The organism is Belliella buryatensis (assembly GCF_900188245.1).
Taxonomy (GTDB): domain Bacteria; phylum Bacteroidota; class Bacteroidia; order Cytophagales; family Cyclobacteriaceae; genus Belliella; species Belliella buryatensis.
Genome location: NZ_FZOK01000032.1, coordinates 1 through 3,302, shown reverse-complemented (window position 1 = coordinate 3,302; position 3,302 = coordinate 1). Strand labels below are relative to the sequence as shown.

Below are 3,302 nucleotides of genomic sequence, written 5' to 3'. Positions count from 1 at the left end.
TAAGAGTTCATTGACATGTTGAGCAGAGAATTGAGCGGAAGACGCGAGTCAGAAGCGAAGATACGACATATAGCTGTAGCAAAAGGCGGTTATATGTAAGAGTAAGTGAATAAGGGCGTACGGGGGATGCCTAGGCTCTCAGAGGCGAAGAAGGACGTGACAAGCTGCGAAAAGCTACGGGGATCCGCAAGAGGACTTGATCCGTAGATATCCGAATGGGGCAACCCATCCCGAGCGATCGGGATATTCAGTAATGAATGCAAACCCGGGGAACTGAAACATCTAAGTACCCGGAGGAAGAGAAAACAATAGTGATTCCGTGAGTAGTGGCGAGCGAAATCGGAGAAGCCCAAACCGGATCTGTTACGGCAGATTCGGGGTTATAGGACCTGCGTAATTGGTATGAATGTGACGGGAACTGTCTGGGAAGGCAGATCGTAGAGGGTGAGAATCCCGTACTGGAAGCATGAATATTGAGGCGGGGATCCTGAGTAGGTCGGGACAGGAGAAATCCCGATTGAATTATCCGGCACCATCCGGAAAGGCTAAATACTCCTGAGAGACCGATAGTGAACAAGTACCGTGAGGGAAAGGTGAAAAGTACCGTGAATAACGGGGTGAAATAGAACCTGAAACCGTGCGCTTACAAGCGGTCGGAGCCAAGAGATTTGGTGACGGCGTGCCTTTTGCATAATGAGCCTACGAGTTACTCGTCACTGGCGAGGTTAAGGATTTAAGATCCGCAGCCGGAGCGAAAGCGAGTCTGAATAGGGCGCTTAGTCAGTGGCGGTAGACGCGAAACTTTGTGATCTACCCATGGACAGGTTGAAGTACTGGTAACACAGTATGGAGGACCGAACCGATAAACGTTGAAAAGTTTCCGGATGATCTGTGGGTAGGGGTGAAAGGCCAATCAAACTGAGAAATAGCTCGTACTCCCCGAAATGTTTTTAGGAACAGCGTCGTGGAATGTATGTCGGAGGTAGAGCTACCGATAGGACTAGGGGGAGTCATATCCTACCAAATCCTGACGAACTCCGAATGCCGGCATACAGTAACGGCAGTGAGGGCAGGGGTGCTAAGGTCCCTGTCCGAGAGGGAAAGAACCCAGACCTACCGCTAAGGTCCCAAAATTTACACTAAGTTGAACAAAGGTGGTCCAGCTGCAGAGACAGCCAGGAGGTTAGCTTGGAAGCAGCTATTCCTTTAAAGAGTGCGTAACAGCTCACTGGTCGAGCGGCAGGGCGTCGATAATAATCGGGCATCAAGTGTAATACCGAAGCGTAGGATTTAGATGAATGTCTAAGTGGTAGGGGAGCATTCCAATTACCGGTGAATGTGCATGGTGATGTGCACTGGAGGATTTGGAAAAGCAAATGTAGGCATAAGTAACGATAATGCGGGCGAGAAACCCGCACACCGATAGACCAAGGTTTCCTGATCAACGCTAATCGGATCAGGGTCAGTCGGGACCTAAGGCGCAGCCGAGAGGCGTAGTCGATGGCAAATGGGTTAATATTCCCATACTTGATATACAGGTGATGGAGTGACGGAGTGATGAAAGACACGCCCGGTGACGGAATACCGGGTTAAAGCTTGTAGGTATTGGATTCATAGTTAAATGCGTGGATCTAGCCGAAGGTGATAGTACCGAGCGTCTACGGACAATCGGATAGTTGTCCTAAGGGCTTCCAAGAAAAACTTCTAGCGTTAAGCGTATATCGACCCGTACCGCAAACCGACACAGGTGGTCAAGGAGAGAATCCTGAGGTGCTCGAGTGAATCATGGCTAAGGAACTCGGCAAAATGGCCCTGTAACTTCGGGAGAAGGGGCGCCTACCCATAGCAATATGGGAGGCCGCAGTGAAAAGGCCCAGGCGACTGTTTAGCAAAAACACATGGCTTTGCGAAGTGGCAACACGAAGTATAAGGCCTGACACCTGCCCGGTGCCGGAAGGTTAAGAGGGGATGTTATTTCCGAGTAATCGGGAAGAAGCATTGAATTGAAGCCCCGGTAAACGGCGGCCGTAACTATAACGGTCCTAAGGTAGCGAAATTCCTTGTCGGGTAAGTTCCGACCTGCACGAATGGTGTAACGATCTGGGCGCTGTCTCAGCCATGAGCTCGGTGAAATTGTAGTCGCGGTGAAGATGCCGCGTACCCGCAACGGGACGGAAAGACCCCATGAACCTTTACTGCAGCTTAGTATTGGTATTGGGTAAACGATGTGTAGGATAGGTGGGAGACTGTGAATTGGCGTCGCTAGGCGTTGAGGAGTCGCCGTTGAAATACCACCCTTTGTTTGCTTGGTATCTAATCCCGCTATGCGGGAGACATTGCTTGGTGGGTAGTTTGACTGGGGTGGTCGCCTCCAAAAGGATAACGGAGGCTTCCAAAGGTTCCCTCAGTACGCTTGGTAACCGTACGTGGAGTGCAATAGCATAAGGGAGCTTGACTGTAAGGCCGACAAGCCGAGCAGGGTGGAAACACGGGTATAGTGATCCGGCGGTACCGTATGGAAGGGCCGTCGCTCAAAGGATAAAAGGTACTCTGGGGATAACAGGCTGATCTCCCCCAAGAGCTCATATCGACGGGGAGGTTTGGCACCTCGATGTCGGCTCGTCACATCCTGGGGCTGGAGAAGGTCCCAAGGGTTGGGCTGTTCGCCCATTAAAGTGGCACGCGAGCTGGGTTCAGAACGTCGTGAGACAGTTCGGTCCCTATCTGTTGCGGGCGTGGGAAGTTTGAGGAGACCTGACCTTAGTACGAGAGGACCGGGTTGGACTGACCGCTGGTGTACCGGTTGTGATGCCAATTGCATTGCCGGGTAGCTACGTCGGGAAGAGATAAGCGCTGAAAGCATCTAAGTGCGAAACTCCCTCCAAGATGAGACTTCCAAACAGGGCCGTCAGAGACGATGACGTTGATAGGCAGCAGGTGTAAAGTCAGAGATGACATAGCTGAGCTGTACTAATTGCCCGAAAACTTACTCAGTATCTCCCCGTTCAATTTTCTGCAAGACATATCAAGTGAAAGTACCAAGTACCAAGTACGAAGTACCAAGCAAATGAACAAAGATATTTTCCCCGAGAGGGGACTGTCACTGGAACTACATGGTACATTGTACTTTGTAGCTAGTACAGCAAGATTAGGCGGCCTAGCGCAGGGGTCCCACCTCTTCCCATCCCGAACAGAGAAGTTAAGCCCTGCAGCGCCGATGGTACTGGGGTTACACCCGGGAGAGTAGGTCGCCGCCACATTATCAAAAAGCCTTTCAGGAAACTGAAAGGCTTTTGTGTTTT

General features: G+C 51.0%; 2 rRNA genes. Both read left to right on the top strand.

What is annotated here, in order from left to right:
• Positions 1-99 precede the first annotated feature (99 nt).
• Positions 100-2,994 (top strand): 23S ribosomal RNA (locus CHB66_RS16610).
• Between the two features lie 154 nt (positions 2,995-3,148).
• Positions 3,149-3,260, top strand: a 5S ribosomal RNA gene (rrf, locus tag CHB66_RS16605).
• Positions 3,261-3,302 lie beyond the last annotated feature (42 nt).